The organism is Burkholderia sp. Se-20373 (genome assembly GCF_017104705.1).
Taxonomy (GTDB): domain Bacteria; phylum Pseudomonadota; class Gammaproteobacteria; order Burkholderiales; family Burkholderiaceae; genus Burkholderia.
The window spans coordinates 1-256 of sequence record NZ_JAAGPH010000397.1 but is presented as its reverse complement, the minus strand read 5'-3'; the positions used below and the strand labels follow the sequence as shown (position 1 = coordinate 256).

1 pseudogene is annotated in these 256 nt (G+C 76.2%); it reads right to left on the bottom strand.

What is annotated here, in order from left to right:
• Nucleotides 1-256: pseudogene (locus G3N96_RS38965) on the bottom strand (ribonuclease III); the annotation flags it as partial.

Sequence of the window (256 nt, the reverse complement as noted above, 5' to 3'; positions counted from 1 at the left end):
GCGCGGCGGCGAGGCTCGCGCCGCCCGGCGGCGTCTCGGAATCCGGTGCCGCGGCGTCGCGTGTGCGCGCAGCCGCACGCGAAGCGGGGTCGGTACCGGCGGAAGACTTGTCGGCGGACGACGATGCCGGATCGGCGGCCTGGCCAGCCGGCTTGTCGGTTGCGCGGGCAGCGGGCACCGCTTCCGCGGGCTTCTCCGCGGCCTTGTCGGCTCGCTCGGCCGGCTTGTCGACAGACTTGTCGGCCGCCGGCTTCGA